This is a genomic window from Kocuria sp. KRD140 (genome assembly GCF_017168375.1).
Taxonomy (GTDB): domain Bacteria; phylum Actinomycetota; class Actinomycetes; order Actinomycetales; family Micrococcaceae; genus Kocuria; species Kocuria marina.
Genome location: NZ_JABFAW010000009.1, coordinates 657,022 through 676,595, shown reverse-complemented (window position 1 = coordinate 676,595; position 19,574 = coordinate 657,022). Strand labels below are relative to the sequence as shown.

Below are 19,574 nucleotides of genomic sequence, written 5' to 3'. Positions count from 1 at the left end.
CCCGTGCACCCGCCGTTTCCCGCACGCCCGCCCGGACGGTCCCCGCACCACGCCGTGTACTGCGCTGTGATGGCCGCGGTCCTCGCGCTTGGCTCGCTGCTGACCCACCCCGCGGCGTGGGCCTCTCCCGACTGGGCCTGGCCCGTGTCCCCGCGCCCGTCGGTGAGCCGGCATTTCGAGGCTCCCGCACAGAAGTGGCTGCCCGGCCACCGGGGTGTGGATCTACACGCTCCCCCGGGCACGCCGATACGTGCACCGCAGGACGGGGTCGTGAGTTTCGTGGGTGTCGTCGTGGACCGGGAGGTCCTCACGGTGGAGCATGGCGAGGGGCACAAGTCCTCATTCGAGCCGGTGTCCTCGTCCGTGCGAGTGGGTGACCGGGTGAGCCGGGGGCAGGTGATCGCCAGCGTGGCCACTCCCGGCCACGGCCCGGGCGGGGATGCGGTGCACTGGGGTGTGCGGGAGAACGGGGAGTACGTGAACCCGTTGCTATTCGTGGCGGACCTGCGGCCGTCGGTGTTGTTGCCGGTCCCCGGTGAGTGAGACCACAGTGAGCCGGCGTGGCATGTCCTGTAGGGCGGGTGGGGCTTGAACCCACGACCAAAGGATTATGAGTCCTCTGCTCTGACCAGCTGAGCTACCGCCCCCTGTGCGACCGCGAACGGATGTCGAGGTCGCCGCCCTACGCTACCGCATGCGCGGCGTCGCAGGGCCCGTCACGCCTCCCCGCCGGTGTAGAGCCGCTCGAACGTATCCAGTGTCTTGGCGAAGGAGTGGCGGGACACCATGTCCCGGCTGCGCTCGCCCATGGCCCGCCGCTGTTCGGGCGGGGCATCGAGGACCAGTTGCAGCTTGGTCGCGAGGTCCCCGGAATTGCCCGGGGAGAAGAGGTACCCGTTGCGCCCCTCGTCCGCGAGGTGGGGCAGCGCGCGGGCGTTGGCGAGCACCACGGGGGTCGAGGCGCTCATGGCCTCGAGCGTCACGAGGGACTGCAGTTCCGCTGTCCCGGGCTGGCAGAACACGTCCGCGCGGAGGTAGGCCGTGCGTAGCTGCTCGTCCGTGAGGAACCCCAGGAAGTGGACCCGGTCCGCGACACCGTGTTCGTGTGCGAGTTTCACGAGCCGGTCCAGCTGTTCCCCCTCCCCCACGATCTCGGCGTGGACGTTCTTCTCCCGCGGGATCAGGGCCATGGCCTCGATGAGTTCGTCCACGTTCTTCTCCACGGCCAGGCGTCCGCAGAACAGTACGATCGGGTGGTCCGGGTGCTCGATCTGCTCCCCCGCGGCGGCTTCGTAGTCACCGGCCTGGATCCCGTTGGACACCGCGATCGCCCGATCGGGGACACCGTTGTCGACCATGGTGCGCACCGCGAGCGGCGTGGGTGCGGTGATGACGTCGCAGCGGCCGTACACGCGGGCGATGTCCCACCACGAGACCTTGCGGTAGCCGCGCACGAACCACTGCGGGAACGGCAGGAACGGCTCGATGTTCTCGGGGATGAAGTGATTGGTCCCCACGACCCGGACACCACGGCGCACGGCCTCACGGACCACGAGTCGGCCCAGGATGTAGTGGCACTGGACGTGGACCACGTCCGGGCGGACGTCGTCGAACAACCGCGCGACCTCCCGCACGATCTCCCACGGGAAGCACAACCGGAAGTAGGGGTGGGTGAACGCGTGGTGGGAGCGGAACCGGTGCTCGGTCACCCCGGCGTCGTCCATGATCCGGGACGGGCCGCTCGTGGGCATGGGTGCTGCGACGTGGACCTCGTGACCCCGTTCCAGCATGCCGCGCGCGAGGCGGCGGGCGAACTGCGCGGAACCGTTGATGTCGGGCGGATAGGTCTCAGCGGTGATCAGTATTCTCAAGGCCTTGTGTTCCGTAGGGGATCAGCGATCGGTGGCGCGTTCGGTTCGTCGGGGTGTCGCCGTGTCCGCAACCGCCCCGCTGGTCACCGCGTCCTGCTGGGCGCGTGCGGCCGCCCGGCGTTGCAGGACCTCGGGGTGGTGTCGCGAGAGCACGACCACGCCGACTATAGCAACGAGACCCGCGAGCCCCATGGCCGTGCCGAGTGCCCCGGTGAAGGAGTCACCGGCCTCTCCCAGGACCACGAGACCCAGGGCCACACCCACCATGGGGTCCACCACGGTGAGCCCGGCGATCACGAGATCCGGTGGTCCGCACGAGTACGCGCACTGCACCATCCACCCGCCCAGCGCGGCGGCGACCACGATCATGAGCACGCTGGTCCACCGGATGTCCGCGAGCCCGCTGGACGTGATGGTGGTGGCGGTCAACCGGACGAGCACGGCCACGAAGCCGTAGAGGAGCCCCGCTCCCAAGACGTAGAACATGCTGATCCGGTGCCGGCGCACGAATAGCTCGCACACACCGATGAGCACCACGAGGCCCAAGAGCAGGGCGACCACCGTGTTCTCGGCACGCGTTCCGGGTACGTGGGTGGGATCCGTCCCGATCACGGCGCACACCACGAACGTGGCTCCACCCACGCTGCACAGGGCTACGGCGAGCCACGTGCCACGGTTGATGATCAGGTGGCGGTGCCGGGCGTGCAACAGCGTGGTGATGACGAGTGCGATCACCCCGATGGGCTGCACCACGGTCACGGTCGCAAGCGAGAGCGCCGCGACGTTCAGCACCGTTCCGAGGCCCAGCAGCGCGAGTCCGCTGAGCCAGCGTAGATTGCGCACGAGGGGCCACAGCCCCCGCGGCGTCAACGGTCCCTCGGTGTGCCCGGTGACCGCCACGGATTGCGTCTGCGTACCGAGCGCGAGGCACACCGCCGAGCTCAGTGCCAGAGCCACCGCGATCCACTGCATCACCGATTCATCACGTCCTCCGTCACGGTCTCATCGTAGAGCTCGGGGGCGCGGCGGGCCTGGGAGTTCACCGCATGTTCGCACCGGGGCACGAGGGATCCCATACCGCCGGATGAGACGCACCGGAGCCGGAGGAGTCGCGCACCCGAGTACGCCCCCGGACACGGTGGAGGCCGGGTCGCGACGATGGCGACCCGGCCTCCGGCACGGCTGGCGACTCACGCGAGCCGCGCACCCGATTACTTCTTGAGCAGCTTGCGCAGGAACACCAGGAACGCGGACCCGGCGGCCACAGCGACCGCGAGGGGCTGCCAGCGCTCGCTCAGGACGTCCTGGGCGGACGTGGAACCGGCGGGACGGACCCCCTGGGAGCCCCCCTTGGACGCAAAGGTCTGCTTGACCGACTCCTGGGTCTGGGTGAACGTGCGCTGGGTGCGGTCCACGAAGCCCTGCGTGGCGGCCTGGACGGAATCGGCGCGGTTCTGGGCGTCGTCGCGCAGGCTCTTGAGGTGCTCGCGGCGCAGCTTGAGGCGGTGGCGCAACTGCTCCTCGGTGGGCTTGACGGGCTTGACCTGGTTGAGGTCGTTGGCCGCCTCCTCCTTCTCCCGCTGCTTCTTCTGCTCGGTCTCGTTCATCTCACGCTGGACACGGCCCTCATTGTACGCGGAGCCCTCCTTGACCACACCGACGTCGTAGCGCAGCCCGAAGAGGGCCTTCTCGGGCATGAGCGGCAACGCGCTCTTGATCTTGGCGACCCCGATCAGCGCGAGCACGGCCAGGATGATGAGGAACAGCAGCGCGAGCAACAGCGCGGCCAGCCACGCGGGCATCACGTGGGACAGGCCCGCGATGGCGGCACCGATCAGGGCGATGACGGCGAGCCCCAGGAACACGAGACCGACCACCGCGAGCGCGGCGCCCACGCCCACCTTGATGCCCTTCTCCTTGAGCTCCAGGAACGCGAGCTGGGCCTCATCTTTGAGCTGCTTGGGGAGCAATCGGGTGAAGACCTTGACGACGTCCATGATGGACGCGGCACCCGGCTTCGTGGTGGTGCGAGTTCTTGCCCCGGACGTGTGTCCTGTGTGGCCGGATGAATGCCCGGTGCTGCCGGACGAGTGACCGCTGTTGGGGTCCACTGCATGGCTCATGCCGCCTCCGATGAGTACGTGGTGGTGCTGAACGGTTGATCTGATTTCAAAATACCATTCGGCCGCGCGCCCAGCGGGCAGGGACGGGCGCGACACCTCGGGCGTGACGGGGCTCGGAGCAGGTCAACCACGGGGGGCTGTGGAAAACTGAAATCGTTCATTGAAAGCAGATTCCTCCACATAAGTCAACATTGTGAGCTATTCAAAATCACGCATGATTCACCAAAGATCTTATTTTTGGGTGATTTCTTCGAGAGGGTTCACGGCCCCGCAGATCGAGGTCCCCGCGTCCGACGTCATCGACTGGCGCCGCCACATCCACGCCCACCCGGAGCTGTCCTACAAGGAGCACGCGACATCCGACTTCGTGGTGGAGACACTCCCGAGCTTTGGCCTCTCCCCCGAGCGCCCCACCGAGACCTCGGTGACGGTACTGATCCAGGGCCGGGGGCCGGGTAGCACAGTGGCGTTGCGCGCGGACCTGGACGCCCTGCCTTTGCAGAGGAGACCGGGGACTCCTTCGCCTCCACGGTGAACGGTGTCATGCACGCGTGCGGTCATGACGGCCACACGGCCATGCTGCTGGGCACGGCCCGGGTGCTGGGCACGGCCCGGGTGCTGAGCGGCCTCACGGACAGTTTCGACGGCGCCGTCACGCTGATTTTCCAGCACGCAGAGGAGACTCCCCCGGGCGGCGCCAAGGAGCTCGTGGGTCAGGGCGTGCTCGAGGGCGGGGACGCGATCTTCGGGGTGCACATGGCGAACCAGGCCACCGGCACGATCTCCGTGCGCAAGGGTGTCACCTCCACAGTGGCGGGCGGCTTCTTCGCGACCATCAAGGGCCAGGGTTCCCGCGCTTCCATGCCGCAGAACTGTGCGGACCCGGTGCTGGTCGCCGCGCAGATCGGCTACGACGCCGCGGTGTAGGCCCTGGGCGAGGACAAAGTCTCCTGGGGCCCGGGCACGTCCGCCTCCGACGACTTCGCGTACTTCGCGCGGGAGGTCCCCGCGTGCTTCGTGTTCCTGGGCGGTGGCATGGCCGAGGACCGGCTGCCCTCCATGAACCACCACCCCAAGTTCGGCATCAGGGAAGAGGCCCTCGAGGCCGGCGTGCGCACGGAGGTGCAGATGGCCCTGAATGATCCACGTTCCACTCCCGCGTACGACGGACACCCGACCATGAATCTCACGAGCACCCAGAAAGGCATCTTCGTCACGCTCGTGCCGGCGGCGCCGGAGCTGCCGGGCGACGGCGCGGCGTCGTCCTCTGCCGCGGCAGGCACGGAGGAGGGTGCCAACTCGAGTGCGAAGAAGGACGTCTCGATCCTCGACGCCTGGAAGAATCGCAACTCCCTGGTGCTGGGGCTGTGCCTGCTGCTCAACAACCTGGTGGGCGTGGGGCTGCTGACCTGGCTCGCCACGATGTACTCGCAACAGTTCTAGATCACCCCTACCGGGTGGCAGTACATGGTCGTGATGCTCGGTTACGGGCTCTCGTTGTGGATCGCCACCTCCACCGGGCCCGGCGTCGTCAAGAAGTGGTTCGAGAACAACGAGAAGGTGTTCATGCTGATCATGTTCGTGATCGGCGCCGTCGTAGACGCCGGGGGGGCACGACCGCGTTCGTGGTACTGGGTGCACTGCTCGTGCTCGGTGGTCTCGCTCCGTTCCTGCTCCGGGAACCCCGCACCCCGCTCGATCCGCAGGGTCCGCGCGCGGCGGGGCCCGATGCGGACGCCACGACACCCCCGGGCGAACCCCACGCGGGCGTGGACGCGGCCGCGGGCACCACGGGCCGACCCGACTCCCGGCGGTGAGCCCCGCCGGGAGAGGGCCCGTCAGGCCACGGTGGCAGCGACGCGACCGCTCGCCGTCGTGGCCTGTTCCGTGTCCAGGTGACCGTCCTGCATGCTCACGCATGCGTCCGCGAGGGGGACGAACTCGGTGTCGTGCGTGACCACGAGGGACGCCAGGCCGAAGGTGTGGGTCAGATCCGCGAGCAGTTCCATGACGCTGTGGGACCGCGCGTGGTCCAGCGCCGCGGTGGGCTCGTCCACGAGCAGCAGGTGCGGCCTGTTCATGAGCGCCCGGGCGATGTTGACGCGCTGACGCTGCCCACCCGAGAGCTGATGGGGGCGGCGGTCCGCGCAGTTCTCGAGCCCCACCTGTGCGAGCAGTTCGCCCGCCCGAGCGCGGGCCCGCGCAAGCTCCTTGCCCCTGGCCCCGGCCACGTGCGCGGCGAGTACGAGTTGTTCGCGGGCGGTCAGCGAGGCCAGGAGATTGGGTTGCTGGAACACCATGCCCGTGTGCTCCCGGCGGACCCCGGCGAGTTCGCGTTCGGGGAGCTCCTCGAGCCGACGGCCCGCCACGGACACCGAGCCGGAACTCGGGCGGACCAACCCGGCGGCCACGGCGAGCAGCGAGGACTTGCCGGACCCGGACGGGCCCACGAGCGCCGTCATGGTGCCCGCGGCCAGCTCGAGGGACACACGGTCCAGAGCTCGCACCGTGCGGGGTTCGCCCTGCTCGTCCGTGCCGTCCGGGTACTCCAGGCAGAGGTCGGTCACCCGGAGGGCGGGATCATCGGTCGAGTACTCATGCGGCCCGTCCGGGCGTGCCGCTGCGGTGTGGTTGTCCATGGGGTCTCCTGCGCGGTGACGGGGGTGACGATCGGAATGCATGCTCAGTTGCCTCCCAGGGCGATCATCGGATCCACGGTGGACACGCGGCGCACGACGAGCACGGACCCGATCAGTCCCAGCGCCAGGACACCGGCCACGGGCAGCGCCATGGTCGCAGCGCTCAGCACGAACGGGACCACGGACCCGGCGAGCGCACCGCCGGCGATCCCCAGGCCGCCGCCCACGAGCACGCCGATCGTGAGCACCACGACGGCCTGGACCAGGGAATCCCGCACCACGTAACCACGGCTCGCGCCGAGAGCGCGCAGCACAGCAATGTCCCGGGTGCGCTGGATGGTCCACACGGTCAGGAAGGAGATCACCACCAGGGCGCTGATGCCGTAGAGGAAGCCCTGCATCATGCGCAGCGAGCCCTGCTCCGACTCGTAGGCGGGCAGCGCCGCGAAGGCGTCCCCGGTGTCCATGGCCACGGTTGCGGTGCGCTCCGTGACCCCCTCGGGCACGGTGTCCGTGGTGAGGGCCAGGGCGGTGGCCTGCTCGGGGTCGTCGGTGTGGGCCACGGCGGGAAAGTCCCCCATGCTGAGCCACACGACCGGCACGTGGCTGTAGTACTCGTCCGCCACGACCCCGGTGACCTTCAGGGACGTGCCGGCCAGGGTCACCGCGTCCCCCACGCCCACGTTCATCTCGCGAGCCAGCGTCTCACTGAGCACGGCGGCGCCGTCCTGTGGGTGGGTGACCCCGTTGACGGCGCTCAGCCCGGGCGCGAGCCGCGAGCCCGGTTCGAGCGCGACACCGGCCACGGAGGTGGCCGATGTGGCGTCGGCGGAGGAGTTCGCCCCGTCCCCGGCCCGCGCGGTGGTCTGCACGAGGCCGAGCCGCTCCACGTGGTGCGCGCCCACGGTGTCACGCCACGCGCGCGTTTCGTCCGCGGTGATCCGGGACGTCGTGAAGGACGGGTCGGACGCGTCCCCCGCCGGGGCACTGAGCACGAACCGCTGCGCCTGCAACCGTTCCAGGGCCGAGGTGTTCTGGTGGCCTAGCCCGTTGGTCAACCCGGTGAGCAGTACGAGCAACAGCGTGATCAGGGCCACGACGGTCGCGAGCAACGCGAACCGCCCCTTGGCGAACGTGATGTCCCGTAGGGACAGGTACATGGTGATCTCCGATGGGTCGAGAAACTGTTCCCCTCAAGCTTCGCGGGACGCGGCCGCCGGTGGATCGCCCCGCGGGTGGAGACCGTCCAGCCCCTCGGGGGATGCCGCGCTCAACCAATCGGTTGACCCGGCGCGCTCGTCCCGTGCGTAGCATGGCGGGAGGTCGGGCTGTCTCGTGAGCTGCGGCGGCATTGCCCGGAGCAGTACACCGTGCTGAGATCGGGATGCCGCGCCCCCATCGGCACCACGCTTCGATGACGCGCTCGTCACCCGGCCACGACGACGCCGTCCCCGGCGCAGCACCCGATGACACGACCACCGCACGACCCGGAAGGAGCCCCCGAGTGCGCGAGGACCTCTCCACCCCCGCAGTGCTGAGCGCCCTGCGGGTCACGTTGCACGTGAGCTTCGCGGCGCTGTTGGTGCTCGCCGCCGTGCGCGCGGTGCTGCACCTGAGCCGGGCCCCTGGCGGCGGGGCGATGATCGCCGTCGTCCTGGGACTGAGCGTGCTGCTCGCGGCGGTCTACCTCGCGGGGACCCTGGTGGAGAACCGTGTGGCGCGGGGTCGTGCGAGCCGGGAATCCCTGCGGTGGGGTCCCGGGTGGCTCGGTCTCATCGCGGCGCTGTGGGCCGCGCTGGCCCTGCTGAGCCCGGACTTCTCGTGGGTCGCGTTCCCCCTGTTCTTCCTGTGCCCCGTGGTACTGCCCACCGCGGCGGCGCTGGTCGCGATCGTGGTGCTCACCGGCGTCGTGGTGCTCTCCCAGTACCTACATGCCGCCCCGGGGGCGTTCGCGGCGGGAATGGCGCTCGGACCCGCGATCGGTGCGATTGTCGCGCTGCTCGTGAGCTTCGGGTACCGCGCACTGTACGAGGACACCCGCCGCCACGTGCGCGCGATCCGCGATCTCGAATCCACGCGAGCTGAGCTGGCGCGCCAGGAACGGGACGCGGGGACCATGGCCGAGCGCGACCGGTTGTCCCGCGAAATCCACGACACCCTGGCCCAGGGCCTGACCTCGATCGTGCTAGTCTCACGGGCCGCACAGCGCTCGCTGGAGCGCGCGGAGCTCGACGCGGCCCGCGCGCAACTGGCCACGATCGAGGACACGGCCGCGGCCGACCTCGCGGAGGCGCGTCGGTTCGTACGGGACCTCGCCGCACCGGCACCGGGTGACTCCCTGCCCGCCGTCCTCGCGGAGGTGTGTCACCGCACCCGGGAGGCGGCCCGCGCCGTGGGCGCGCCGCTCACGTGCGAGTTCACGGTGGAAGGTGCCGTCCCCGAACTGCCCGCCCCGCAGCGCACCCTGTTCGTGAGGGCAGCGCAGTCCACCCTCGCGAACGTGACCTCGCACGCGCGGGCGTCACGCGCCGTCGTGACCCTCGCGGGCTGGGACGACGCCGTGACGCTGGACGTCGTGGACGACGGCGCGGGCTTCAGACCGCGTTCCGCCGCCGACGACGCACGCAACGACAGCTTCGGACTGGCCCACCTGCGACGCCGCGCGCACGAGCTCGGGGCCGTCCTGACCGTGGAGTCCGAACCCGGCGCCGGAACGGCTGTGAACCTGCGGTTGCCCCTGCCCGCGCCCGAAGCCACCCGCCCCCTGCCGAATGGAGATCATGACCACCCGCGTATTGCTCGTGGACGATCATCCCGTGGTGCGCGCCGGGCTGCGCGCGGTGCTCGAATCGGTGGGTGACATCGTGGTCGGCGCCGAGGCGCCGGACGGACGCGTGGCGCTCGAGATGCTGTCCCACGCGGGCGGCTCCGTGGACGTGGTGGTCATGGACCTGCAGATGGGTTCCGGGATGGGCGGGCTGGACGCGACCCGGCGCATTGTCGCGGCGGGCGGGCCCCCGGTGCTGATCCTCACGACCTACGACACCCAGGCGGACATTGTCGCCGCGCTCGAGGCCGGCGCGACCGGTTACCTCCTCAAGGACTCGCAGCCCGAGACCATCGGTGCCGCCGTGCACGACGCCGCCGCGGGCCGCCCCGTGTTGTCCCCCTCCGTCACGGCGCGGCTCATGCAGCGGGTGCGTTCCCCCGGCACGTCGCTGAGCGCGCGGGAGATCGAGATCCTGCGCGGGCTCGCCACGGGCGCGTCCAACAGGGCCCTGGCCAAGGAATTGTTCATCTCGGAAGCTACCGTGAAGACGCACCTTGTACACATCTACGACAAGCTCGGGGTGGACAACCGGACGGCGGCGGTCAACCGTGCGCGGGAAGAACACCTGATCTGACGGATGCGATCACCGCGGCGATCCGCTCGGGGTGATCCACCATGACGAAGTGACCGCTGCGTCGTCGCAACACGATCGTGTGCACGGGCGCTTCCCGGGACAGGTAGGTGGCCCGGGCGAGCACATGGCGCACCCACCGGGTGGTCCCGATCCGCGGCAGCCGTCCGTTCGCGGCCACCACCAGGACGTCCAGCTCCGGGTCCAGGGGCGTATGGGCGGCCAGTTCCTGCAACCGGTTCATGCACGCCACGTAGCCCGCGAGTTCCCGCAGGGACCCCATGAGGAAGTTCGGGGATGTCAGATCTACGCGCAGCTGCGGCCACGAACGCATGAGGCGTCCGCGTCCGGGCACGAGTCGCCCGGCCACGACGGGGCCCACCACACGCCACGCCGGAGCAGCACACGATGACCGGCCCGGAGCCCGCATCGAGGATCCGTACGGGGCCGCCCATAACTTCGTGGGTGCTGACATGATCCCCGATGCCCGACGGCGCGGAACCGTTGTCCTTTTCGTTGCGAGTTCCCGTGAGCGCAACCGCTGGGCGACGGGCACACCGGCCGCGGCGATGAGCCACACCGCGATTGCGAGAGGACATCACTTCGCGGGCCCGTTCGTCCCTCGCGTACCGTTCGGGAGAGCGCGCCACAGGGTCCGCAGCCGCGCAGAGGAGAACGCCGTCACCCCGGTGAGCACCACCCCGACCTCTGCGTCCACGGTTCGCAGTACGGTGGCCCCGGGGGGGTCCGCGACGACGTACTCGGACACGAAGGACGTCCACGGGTGCAGTTCCCGGTTCACGAGCGGATAGAGGACCCACACCGAGTACAACAGCGCCGCTACGGCGCACAATCGGCGAGAAGCCAGAGTCACGGAACCGGGTCACCCGGCTGAGTCGTGGGCCGCACATACGGAACAGCCGCCGAGTCTACTAGGCCGCGGCGGCTCCCGGAGGCGGGCGCCGCCCTGGATACGACGAAGGCCCCCTTCCGTACTGGAAGAGGGCCTCCGTGGTGGCTCCCCCGACTGGACTCGAACCAGTAACCCTTCGATTAACAGTCGAATGCTCTGCCAATTGAGCTACGGGGGAATGTACGCACTGCTGCGCAACGAGACGATACTTTACCGCCCCGTCGCGGCTTCCTCAAATCGAATCCCCGCCACCACCCGCAAGCGCCACACCCCTCTGAGTCGGGGTCACACCCCGGTGAGGCTGCGCCGCTGCAGTTCGAGGTCCAGCAGTTCGCGGTTGAGCTGTTGGTACAGCTCGGGTTCCCGTTGCGCGTTCAACCGGTTGAGGTGGGCCAGTTTGTCCGACTTCGCCCGGTTGATGTGCATCTCCACGAGCGAGGTGAGCACGCCCACCGCGTAGTTGCGCATTTGTTGCTCGGTGGCCGCGGGTAGCGGCGTGACGGACAGTTGTGCGAGGTAGCCGTGCAGCGGTTCGGGCAGGTGGGCGCGCACGTGTTCGAGCCACGTGCGACCGCCCTCACCGTGATAGTCCTCGTCCGCGCGGGCGGCCACCACGGCATCGTGCAAGACCTGGTGCACCCGGTACGTCATGCCGGCGGAATCGAAATGCTCCCAGTAGCCGTCCGGCACGAGGTCCGGGAGCTGGAGCACCACTTCGAGCGCCTCCCGTTCCATCCGGGACACGGGTTCGCGCGGATCCGGCAGCTCGGGCGCCTCGGGCCGGTGGTTCTCACCGGGGGCTGAGCCAGGCCCGGAGACAGGCCCCGAGCCATGCCTCGATCCGGCCGAGTCACCGCGGTGGCCACGAGCATCCGGACGGTCCGGGGTCGACCCCTGACCGCGCCCCCGCCCCGGTTCTCCCCGGCCGTTCTCACTGCGGGAGGCGGCGTCGACGGCGCGCAGCACCTCGTCCGTCTCGATCCCCAGCCACCCGGACAGCTCCCGCGCGTACGCGGGGCGCAGGGCGGGGTCACGGATCCCGGCCACGATCGGGGCGCACGCCCGCATGGCGCGGAGCCGACCCTCGAGGCTGTTGACGTCGTACTCGCGGATCGTGGCTTTCAAGGCGAACTCGAACAGCGGGGTGCGGGACTCCACGAGATCACGCACGGCCACGTCCCCGCGGGTCAGGCGCAGGTCACACGGATCCATCCCGTGGGGCTCGACCGCCACGTAGGTCTGGGCCACGAACCGCTGGTCCTCGTGGAAGGCGCGCAGCGCGGCCTTCTGTCCGGCGGCATCGCCGTCGAACGTGAACACGACCTCTCCCCCGGCGGAGTCGTCCGAGAGGAACCGGCGCACGATCTTGATGTGGTCCGCGCCGAACGCGGTGCCGCACGTGGCCACCGCCGTGGTGATCCCGGCCAGGTGGCACGCCATGACGTCCGTGTACCCCTCCACGACCACGACCTGTTTGGTCTTGGCGATCGGCCGTTTGGCCAGGTCAATGCCGTAGAGCACCTGGGACTTCTTGTAGAGCTGGGTCTCGGGGGTGTTGAGGTACTTGGGGCCGGGATCGTCGTCGTAGAGCTTGCGTGCCCCGAACCCGATGACCTCCCCCGCGACCGCGCGGATGGGCCAGATCAGCCGCCCCCGGAACCGGTCGTAGAGTCCGCGGTTGCCCTCCGAGACCATGCCGGTGAGCTTGAGTTCCTGGTCCGTGAACCCGTGATTGCGCAGGTGCTGCAACAGGTGGGACCACCCCTGCGGTGCGTAGCCGATCCCGTAGGTGCGAGCGGCGTCGTGATCGAAACCTCGCTCCCCCAGGAACCGCTGGGCCGCGGCGGCCTGCCGGGTGTAGAGGTTGCGTTGGAAGAACTCCGCGGCCACCTTGTGTGCGTCGAGCAACCGCTGTCGACGCCCTACTTCCTCCCGGTTGGATGCGGAACCCTGCTCGTAGTGCAGCTCGTACCCGATTCGGGCGGCCAACCGTTCCACGGTCTCCGAGAACGGCGTGTGGTCCATTTCCATGAGGAAGGAGATGACGTCCCCGGACTCGTCGCACCCGAAGCAGTGGTACGTGCCCAGTTGGGGGCGCACGTGGAAGGACGGCGTGCGTTCGTCGTGGAAGGGGCAGAGTCCCTTGTACGAACCGATGCCCGCGGGCTTGAGGGTCACGTACTGTTCCACGACCTCGCGGAGGTCCGTGCGCGCACGGACCTCGTCGATGTCTTCACGCTTGATCAGTCCGGCCACTCGGCCAGTTTAGGCACCCCGTCAAACCGGATCGCGCACTCGTCACGGATGTGCAGCGGCCCCCGCACGGTGCGCTCGTGGCGCAGCGTGCGGGAGCCGCTGCAGCGGACCGGAACGACTGGTTAACGGGCCCGCGAGGACACGCGATGACTCCGGCCACGGCGTCACCGAACGGTCCTGCGACGAACAGGGCGCGGGGTCAGCGAGCCGCCGGGGCGTCGTCGTTCCCGCCGACCACCATGCGGCGGTCCGGGGCACCCACGGTCTTGGAGCCGACCATGGCCAGGCTGCCCAGGGCACCGACCGCGGCGAACGCGAAGAAGCCCCACGGGTACGCGAGCCCGGCACCCAGCAGCGTGCCGCCCACGATGGGACCGCTGATCGCGCCGAGACGCCCCACCCCGGCGGACATGCCCAGGGCGGTCGCGCGCACGCGCGGCGGGTGGTTGGTCGCGGTGAACGCGTACACGAGCACCTGGGAAGAGAACACGAAGCACCCGGTCAGGAACACCATGACGTAGATCCCGGCCACGGGCAGCCGGATCGCGAGGGCCGCGAGCAGCACGGCCGAGGCCGCGAACCACATGATGCTCGCGATGCGGGGGGTAATCCGGTCCGCCACGCGGCCACCGATCCACAGCCCCACCACGGCGCCCACGTTGAGGATGAGCAGGAAGCCCAGCGCGTTGCCGAGGTCGTAGTCCGCGGCGCGCATGATCTGCGGCAACCACGTGTTGAGCCCGTACACGAGCAGCAGACCCATGAAGGACGCGATCCAGATCACCACGGAGTTGCGCGCGTACGTGCCGCTCAACAGTAGGGCCGCACCCTTCTTCTCGGCCACCACCTGGGCCGACGGCGCTGCGGCACCGCGCGCGCCCGAGGCCGCGGGGGCGGCGTCGCCGATCTCCAGAGGCACGTTGTAGTGCGCGGCCACCCGGCGGGCATCCTCGAGGCGGCCCTTGGACGCGAGGTAGGACGGGGACTCGGGCAGGAACACGAGCATGAGCGGTACGAGGATCAGGGCGGGCAGCGCGCCCACGATGAACATGGTGTGCCACGTGAAGTGGGACAGCACCCAGATCGCAAGCGCTGCGGTGAGCACGGCACCCACGTGGTAGCCGGTCATCATGACCGTGGTGGCGTTGGAGCCGCGGCCGGGGCGGGAGAACTCGGTGACCATGGAGATGCCGGTGGGCAGGCAACCGCCCAGGCCCAGGCCCGCGAGGAAGCGCAGGATGCCGAACCACAGGACGGTCGGGGCGAACGCGGCGGCGAACGTGAGCACCGAGAATACGATCACGGCGCCGATGAGCATCTTGCGCCGGCCCCAGCGGTCCGTGAGGTAGCCCATGCCCAGGGCGCCGACCATCATGCCGAACAGACCGGCGGTCGCGACCGCGGTGGCCTCACCGGTGGTCATCCCCCACGCCTGGTCCGCGAGCAGGGCGGGCATCACGGCGCCGAGCACCACGGCGTCGAAACCGTCCAGGGACGAGATGTGGGGCGCAGAATCGATGCCGCCGGACCTCACCAGAGCGGCTTGTCCCCCGTGCGCCAGTTGGTGCCCCGGATCCGGTCGTGCAGCGCGACCGCGGAGCGGTCCGTGAGGCACGCGATCTGATCGACCACAAGCCGCAACCGGGCGGCTTCACTGCCGGGGCCGTCCCCCAGGGCACGCCAGTCCGCGGCGAACTCGGGGGCCAGGAACCGCCCGTCCGTCTGCATCAGGGCGTCCACGAGGATCGTGAGGATCTCGTGCTGGTTGTCGTAGAGGGGCAGGGCGTCCCGCACGGTCATCACGAACGCGGTCGCGATGCCCTTGAGCACCCCGATCTCCAGCTCCGTCTCGCGCGGGACCACGAGGGACGCCCGGTACCGGGTGAGCCGGTCGTCCCCGGCCACGTCCCGGGTGGCCGCGACCGCGGACATCGCGAACCGGCCGATCAACTGGCTCGTCATGTTCTTCAGTCGTGCCAGATCCGCGCGTGTCCCGTGCAGACGGGGAATCCACACGGATGAGGACTCGAGCCGGGACAGCGCGGCGTCGAGCTCGTCCTCCGTGGCCGCGGGCAGGTACCAGCTGCGGGTGCACTCGATGACCCGGTGGCGGTGCGCGGGTTGCGTGAGGTTCTCGAGCTGCAGGGCGTGGGCCGCGACCGCGTCCTCGACGTCGTGGACGCTGTAGGAAATGTCATCCGCGAGATCCATGACCTGGGCCTCGATGCACTTGCGTCCGGGCACCGCGCCCGCGCGGAACCACTCGAACACAGGCAGGTCGTCCTCGTAGACTCCGAACTTGCGGTTGGGGCGCCCGTCCGGCCGGGGCGGGGCGTCCGCCGCGCTCCACGGGTACTTGCACGTGGCGTCGAGTGTCGCGCGGGTAAGGTTGAGCCCCGCGGGCTCCCCCGACGGCGCGATGATCTTGGGCTCGAGCCGCACGAGCAGGCGCAGGGTCTGGGCATTACCCTCGAAGCCCCCGATCCCGCGGGTCAGCTGCGCGAGCGCCGTCTCACCGTTGTGCCCGAACGGCGGGTGACCGAGGTCGTGGGACAGGCACGCGGCGTCCACGACGTCCGGATCGCACCCGAGCGCCTTGCCCAGCTCGCGCCCGATCTGGGCGACCTCGAGCGAATGGGTGAGCCGGTTGCGCACGAAGTCGTCCGACTGCGGCGAGACCACCTGGGTCTTGGCCGCGAGCCTTCGCAGCGCGGAACTGTGCAGCACGCGCGCGCGGTCCCGCTCGAAGTGACTGCGATGGCGGTTGTGGTGGTTCTCGGCGACGAACCGCTCGGTGTCAGTGGGCTCGTAGCCCGGGGGCAGGATCGCCAGACGGTCGGGGGTGTGCAGTGGGATCAGCCTCCCGAGACGTCGAGCTCGGCGGCCGCGAGACCCAGCCGTTCGGCGTCGCCCAGGATGCGGGAGTCAAGCCAGCCGTCCGGCAGGTGGGGCTTCTTAGGCGAGCCCGCTCGGCCCCGAGGCCCTTCGACGTCCGCGCCCGGGTAGGGGGCATCCAGGTCGAGTTCGTCGAGCAGTTCGCGCAGCGCGGCGAGTGTGGGCACCTGCGCCATGCGGGCGCGTAACTGCCCGCCCACCGGGTACCCCTTGAAGTACCAGGACACGTGCTTGCGGATCTCGCGGCAGCCCTTGAGTTCGTCCCCGAACTCCTGGGTGAGCAGCTCGGCGTGGCGGTACACGGTCTCCGCGACCTTGCGCACACCCGGCCGGTAGCGGCGCGGGCTGCCCTCGAAGGCTGCCTGCAGGTCCCCGAACAGCCACGGCCGGCCCTGGCAGCCCCGACCCACGACGACGCCGTCCACGCCCGTGTGCTCGACCATGCGCACCGCGTCCTCCGCGGAGAAGATGTCCCCGTTGCCCAGCACGGGGATGTCCGGGAGGGCCTCGCGCAGCCGCGCGATCGCATCCCAGTCGGCGTGGCCCGAATAGTGTTGTTCGAGGGTGCGCCCGTGCAGGGCCACCGCGGCGATCCCCTCATCGCGGGCCATGCGCCCGGCATCCAGGAAGGTCTGGTGTTCGCCGTCGATGCCGATGCGCATCTTGACGGTCACGGGGATCTCCCCGGCCTCGCGCACCGCCGTGCGGATGATCGCGCGGAACAGGTCGGTCTTCCACGGCAGGGCGGAACCACCCCCGCGCTTGGTGACCTTGGGCACGGGGCACCCGAAGTTGAGGTCGATGTGGTCCGCGCGATCCTCCTGCGCGACCATCCGCACGGCCTTGCCCACGTTCACGGCGTCCACACCGTAGATCTGGATGGATCTCGGGGTCTCGTGGGGGTCGTGGTCGATGATCCGCAGGGACTCGGGGCGGCGTTCCACGAGTGCCCGCGCCGTGACCATCTCGGTCACGTACAGTCCCCCGCCGTACTCCCGACACAGGGTGCGGAAGGACTTGTTCGTGACCCCGGCCATCGGCGCCAGGACCACGGGTACGTCCACGGTCAGCCGGCCCAGCTGTAGGGGTTTCAAGTTCAACACGGCCGGTTCACGGTCCGCGGTCTCAGTCGTCTCGGTGCTCATCGTGGGCCATTGTCTCATTCGTCCGCTGCCCGGCGTCGCGGTCGGTGCGCGCGGACGCGTCCACCTGCTCGAGTCGCATCGCGAGCTTGAACGCGCGCACCTGCTTGTCCCTGCGACCCAGGGTCTTGTACACCGCGCCCAGGTCCCGCAGACATTGCACCCACTCGCGGGTGTGGGCCTCCGGCTCGGGCAGCGCGGGGTAGAGGTTGCTTGCGGTGTGGAGGGCGTGGGCAACGTCGTTCCAGGCCATCATCCCCTCGGCGAGCGCCGCGAGCCCTTTCCAGCACATGATCTGCCCGGCCACGTCCCCGCGCGCTTCGCAGCCCGCGAGCACGGTCTCGTAGTGCTCGGCCGCGAGTTTGCGCCGCCCGGCCGCTTGCGCCGCGGTGGCCAGGTGGGACACCCAGCGCAGGTCCTCCCGCGTGACGAAGCCCGCACCGTCCCCGGCGGGTCGCGCCGGATCCACCCCCGCCGCCGCGGCCCCCTCCTGGAACTCGCGGTATGCGTCCCACGGGCGCCCGGCCAGCAGCAACACGTCCCCGAGGTTCTCGAGGCACTGCACCCGCGCTCCCAGGGATCGCGCCGACCGTGGCGCGCGCTTGTACTGCGTCGCGGCCAGACGGTAGTGGTGTTCCGCGTCCGCCCAGTCGCCGGCGTCCCGCGCGAGATTCCCCAACCACGACGCCGCCTGGCCCGCTTCCAGCCACGCCTCCCCGAGTCGCGCCGTACGCAGGGCCGCCTCGTAGTGATCGCGTGCCGTGGCGGTGTCCCCGGACGACGACGCCGCCCGGCCCCGTTGCAGCCTGCGCGCCACCCTGGCCCGTGCGAACATGCGCCCTCCTCCTGTGCTCCTACCGCGTGATTCTTCCAGCCCCGATCGTTGCCCCGTGCAACCGATGCCGCAGGGGCGCGGGGTCAGAGGACCCTGCGGGCGGCGTCGGACGGGGTGAGCGTGAGGAACAGCGGATCGAGGAACCCGTTCTCCGCGAACCGGTGCTGCACCGCGCTCGCGAGTCGCTCCACGTGGGTCTCGGGAGCCAAGGCGATCACCGAGCCCCCGAAACCGCCGCCCACGACCTTGGCACCCAAGGCCCCGGCGGCCAGGCAGCCCTCGACCGCCGTATCCAGTTCCGGGACCGTGACCTGGCAGTCGTCCCGCATGGACTCGTGGCCCGCCACGAGCAGCTGACCCACGGCCGCCCAGTCCGGGTCCGCCTCACGCAGGAGTCGGGCGATCTTCTCCGAGCGCACCATCTCGGTCACGGAATGACGCAGGCGCAACCGGGTCCCTCGGGGGTCCTCGGCCAACGGGGCGCCCGCCCCGAGCAGGTGGTCGAAGCGCTCGAGGACCGCCGCGGCGTCGTCGAACCCCGGATCCTCGGGCAGCGCGTCGCGCAAGCGGGAGACCCCGAGCACCGCGGCAGCGGCCTCGCACTCGGCGCGGCGGGAACTGTACTGACCGTCGGCCAGTTTGTGCGGGGCGGACGTGTCCACGGCGAGCCACGTGAGACCCGCGAGCGCGGGATCGGCGGGCAGACGGGCGACGTCGAAATCGCGGCAGTCCAGCGCGAGCAACTGCCCGGCGTGCGAGCGCAGGGACGCCGTCTGGTCCAGGCCGCCGGTGTTGGCGCCCACGATGTAGTTCTCCGCGTCCATGCAGGCTCGGGCCAGGGCGCGGCGCAGGGTGTCGTCCGGGTGGTCGTCGCCCGTGCGCAGCGAGAACAGGGCGAGCGCGACCGAGCACTCGAGCGCCGCGGAGGACGCGAGTCCCGCGCCGATGGGCACGGTCGAGTCCACGAGCAGGTCCGCGCCGAAGTCCGCACCGAGCGCGAGTCCGGGCACGGCCTCGTGCTCGGAGTGCCCCGCGGCCACGCGGTTCATCCCCCACGCCACGCCCGCGGCGTAGCCGAACCAGCCATGGATGGCTCCGGGTTGGACGTCACTCACCCGGGCCGCGCGCAGTTCACGGTCCGCGACGGAGGCGTCCGTGTCCTGGAGGGACTGCGCGTGCAGCATCCCGTCCGTGCGGGGTGCTGCGGCGGTCAACGTCACGTACTGGTGGGCGAAGGGCAGGCACATCCCGCCCGAGTAGTCGATGTACTCGCCCATGAGATTCGCGCGGCCGGGCGCGGCCCACACCCCTGCGGGCGGGCGGGCGTAGACCTCCTCGAACTTCGTGCTCAACCGCTGCGCCCGCTCACGCACGTCCGGTTGCGCGACCCAGCGCGGGCGCGCGAAGTCTTCCGGGATGGTGGTTTCGCTGAGCTCACAGGACACGGACGGTTCCTCACATGGTGTGGACGGGGCGTCGTAGGACGACTGACGAACCAT

Annotated in this window: 20 protein-coding genes and 2 tRNA genes; 7 read left to right on the top strand and 15 right to left on the bottom strand. The window is 70.0% G+C overall.

What is annotated here, in order from left to right; genetic code table 11:
- On the top strand, positions 1 to 543 hold a 543-nt coding region (locus J1M36_RS11780; protein ID WP_342358346.1), incomplete at its 5' end, for a M23 family metallopeptidase.
- A 30-nt stretch (positions 544 to 573) separates the two neighbouring features.
- Here the strand turns inward: J1M36_RS11780 and J1M36_RS11775 are convergent.
- From J1M36_RS11775 to J1M36_RS11760, 4 genes are all read right to left on the bottom strand, one after another.
- Positions 574 to 647, bottom strand: a tRNA-Ile gene (locus J1M36_RS11775).
- Between the two features lie 69 nt (positions 648 to 716).
- A complete protein-coding gene (locus J1M36_RS11770) occupies positions 717 to 1,871 on the bottom strand; it encodes a glycosyltransferase (protein WP_206479803.1) in 1,155 nt (384 codons plus the stop codon).
- A 21-nt stretch (positions 1,872 to 1,892) separates the two neighbouring features.
- Positions 1,893 to 2,843 (bottom strand): DMT family transporter, encoded by a 951-nt coding sequence (locus J1M36_RS11765; RefSeq protein ID WP_241247077.1) that lies wholly within the window; start codon positions 2,841 to 2,843, stop codon positions 1,893 to 1,895.
- A gap of 239 nt (positions 2,844 to 3,082) precedes the next feature.
- The gene (locus J1M36_RS11760; RefSeq protein WP_206479800.1) at positions 3,083 to 3,994 is read right to left on the bottom strand and encodes a phage holin family protein; all 912 of its coding nucleotides are present in this window, start codon (positions 3,992 to 3,994) and stop codon (positions 3,083 to 3,085) included.
- Between the two features lie 241 nt (positions 3,995 to 4,235).
- On the opposite strand from J1M36_RS11760, the gene J1M36_RS11755 reads away from it, so the two are divergent.
- From J1M36_RS11755 to J1M36_RS11740, 4 genes are all read left to right on the top strand, one after another.
- On the top strand, positions 4,236 to 4,529 hold the full coding sequence (locus tag J1M36_RS11755) for a hypothetical protein (RefSeq protein WP_206479792.1): 294 nt from the start codon (positions 4,236 to 4,238) through the stop codon (positions 4,527 to 4,529).
- A gap of 8 nt (positions 4,530 to 4,537) precedes the next feature.
- Positions 4,538 to 4,921: a M20/M25/M40 family metallo-hydrolase gene (locus J1M36_RS11750; RefSeq protein ID WP_206479777.1), complete on the top strand. Its 384-nt coding sequence runs from the start codon at positions 4,538 to 4,540 to the stop codon at positions 4,919 to 4,921.
- Between the two features lie 90 nt (positions 4,922 to 5,011).
- Positions 5,012 to 5,437: a hypothetical protein gene (locus tag J1M36_RS11745; protein ID WP_206479767.1), complete on the top strand. Its 426-nt coding sequence runs from the start codon at positions 5,012 to 5,014 to the stop codon at positions 5,435 to 5,437.
- Positions 5,438 to 5,619: 182 nt separating this feature from the next.
- The gene (locus tag J1M36_RS11740; protein ID WP_064846732.1) at positions 5,620 to 5,811 is read left to right on the top strand and encodes a hypothetical protein; all 192 of its coding nucleotides are present in this window, start codon (positions 5,620 to 5,622) and stop codon (positions 5,809 to 5,811) included.
- 21 nt (positions 5,812 to 5,832) lie between these two features.
- Here the strand turns inward: J1M36_RS11740 and J1M36_RS11735 are convergent, their stop codons facing one another.
- Positions 5,833 to 6,633 carry an ABC transporter ATP-binding protein gene (locus J1M36_RS11735; protein ID WP_064846733.1) on the bottom strand — a complete coding sequence of 267 codons (801 nt, stop codon included), beginning with the start codon at positions 6,631 to 6,633 and terminating at the stop codon, positions 5,833 to 5,835.
- Positions 6,634 to 6,677: 44 nt separating this feature from the next.
- Positions 6,678 to 7,793 (bottom strand): ABC transporter permease, encoded by a 1,116-nt coding sequence (locus J1M36_RS11730; RefSeq protein ID WP_064846734.1) that lies wholly within the window; start codon positions 7,791 to 7,793, stop codon positions 6,678 to 6,680.
- A 254-nt stretch (positions 7,794 to 8,047) separates the two neighbouring features.
- Here J1M36_RS11730 and J1M36_RS11725 point away from each other — a divergent pair, with 254 nt between their 5' ends.
- Both J1M36_RS11725 and J1M36_RS11720 read left to right on the top strand, forming a co-directional pair.
- Positions 8,048 to 9,493, top strand: coding sequence for a sensor histidine kinase (locus tag J1M36_RS11725; RefSeq protein ID WP_241247076.1), 1,446 nt, complete (start codon positions 8,048 to 8,050; stop codon positions 9,491 to 9,493).
- Positions 9,414 to 10,037 carry a response regulator transcription factor gene (locus J1M36_RS11720; RefSeq protein WP_206399340.1) on the top strand — a complete coding sequence of 208 codons (624 nt, stop codon included), beginning with the start codon at positions 9,414 to 9,416 and terminating at the stop codon, positions 10,035 to 10,037. Before J1M36_RS11725 ends, J1M36_RS11720 begins: the two co-directional genes overlap by 80 nt.
- Here J1M36_RS11720 and J1M36_RS11715 read toward each other — a convergent pair.
- From J1M36_RS11715 to J1M36_RS11675, 9 genes are all read right to left on the bottom strand, one after another.
- Entirely contained in the window at positions 10,006 to 10,368 is a 363-nt protein-coding gene (locus tag J1M36_RS11715; RefSeq protein WP_206479765.1) for a hypothetical protein, read from the bottom strand. The two genes, J1M36_RS11720 and J1M36_RS11715, sit on opposite strands and share 32 nt — an antisense overlap.
- Positions 10,369 to 10,632: 264 nt before the next feature.
- Positions 10,633 to 10,908 (bottom strand): hypothetical protein, encoded by a 276-nt coding sequence (locus J1M36_RS11710; protein WP_206479763.1) that lies wholly within the window; start codon positions 10,906 to 10,908, stop codon positions 10,633 to 10,635.
- A gap of 141 nt (positions 10,909 to 11,049) precedes the next feature.
- Positions 11,050 to 11,125: transfer RNA gene (locus J1M36_RS11705), tRNA-Asn, on the bottom strand.
- A gap of 107 nt (positions 11,126 to 11,232) precedes the next feature.
- The gene (gene dnaG, locus J1M36_RS11700; protein WP_206479761.1) at positions 11,233 to 13,203 is read right to left on the bottom strand and encodes a DNA primase; all 1,971 of its coding nucleotides are present in this window, start codon (positions 13,201 to 13,203) and stop codon (positions 11,233 to 11,235) included.
- A gap of 199 nt (positions 13,204 to 13,402) precedes the next feature.
- On the bottom strand, positions 13,403 to 14,737 hold the full coding sequence (locus J1M36_RS11695; RefSeq protein WP_342358345.1) for an aromatic acid/H+ symport family MFS transporter: 1,335 nt from the start codon (positions 14,735 to 14,737) through the stop codon (positions 13,403 to 13,405).
- The gene (locus J1M36_RS11690) at positions 14,734 to 16,053 is read right to left on the bottom strand and encodes a deoxyguanosinetriphosphate triphosphohydrolase (RefSeq protein ID WP_193519821.1); all 1,320 of its coding nucleotides are present in this window, start codon (positions 16,051 to 16,053) and stop codon (positions 14,734 to 14,736) included. The genes J1M36_RS11695 and J1M36_RS11690 overlap by 4 nt, the downstream gene beginning before the upstream one ends.
- Before the next feature lie 5 nt (positions 16,054 to 16,058).
- The gene (gene dusB, locus J1M36_RS11685) at positions 16,059 to 17,243 is read right to left on the bottom strand and encodes a tRNA dihydrouridine synthase DusB (RefSeq protein WP_064846741.1); all 1,185 of its coding nucleotides are present in this window, start codon (positions 17,241 to 17,243) and stop codon (positions 16,059 to 16,061) included.
- On the bottom strand, positions 17,224 to 18,075 hold the full coding sequence (locus J1M36_RS11680) for a hypothetical protein (RefSeq protein WP_241247075.1): 852 nt from the start codon (positions 18,073 to 18,075) through the stop codon (positions 17,224 to 17,226). Before J1M36_RS11680 ends, dusB begins: the two co-directional genes overlap by 20 nt.
- Positions 18,076 to 18,158: 83 nt before the next feature.
- Positions 18,159 to 19,520 carry a galactokinase family protein gene (locus J1M36_RS11675; RefSeq protein WP_206479759.1) on the bottom strand — a complete coding sequence of 454 codons (1,362 nt, stop codon included), beginning with the start codon at positions 19,518 to 19,520 and terminating at the stop codon, positions 18,159 to 18,161.
- Positions 19,521 to 19,574 lie beyond the last annotated feature (54 nt).